The sequence below is a fragment of the Lacimonas salitolerans genome, from assembly GCF_042677865.1.
Taxonomy (GTDB): Bacteria; Pseudomonadota; Alphaproteobacteria; order Rhodobacterales; family Rhodobacteraceae; genus Lutimaribacter; species Lutimaribacter salitolerans.
Genome location: NZ_JBHUDD010000060.1, coordinates 1 through 510 on the forward strand (window position 1 = coordinate 1; position 510 = coordinate 510).

Annotated in this window: 1 protein-coding gene; it reads left to right on the forward strand. The window is 64.1% G+C overall.

The genetic code is table 11. The features are described from left to right. The coding region (locus tag ACFTOW_RS13225; RefSeq protein ID WP_417498543.1) for a Mu transposase domain-containing protein at positions 1-510 on the forward strand (510 nt) is incomplete at both ends.

Below are 510 nucleotides of genomic sequence, written 5' to 3' on the forward strand. Positions count from 1 at the left end.
GGCCAGCCGGGCGGATCTGTTTGCGACGCTCGATCGCCCGAACCTGCAGCCATTGCCAGCAGAACCCTATGTCTTTGCGCGCTGGAAACGTGCCCGTGTTGGGCCGGATTATCACATCGAGGTGGATCGCTGCTGGTATTCTGTGCCGTTCAGCCTGATCCGGCAGGTGGTTGACGCGCGCATCACCCACAGAACCGTGGAAGTCTTCCATCGCGGCATGCGCGTCGCCAGTCACCTGCGGGACCCCGGGCGCCGTAGCCATATCACGGCGCCGGAGCATATGCCTTCGGCTCACCGCCGCTATGCGCAATGGTCGCCTGCGCGGATCCTGAGCAGTGCTGCTAAGCTGGGGCCATCGGTCGCTGCGTTTTGTGACATCGTGATGCAGGACAGGCCGCATCCTGAGCAGGGCTTCCGGACCTGCCTGGGCATACTGTCGCTGGCCAGAAGCTTTGAGCCGCAGCGGATCGATGCTGCGTGTCGGCGCGGGATCAGCATCAAGGCCCGGTC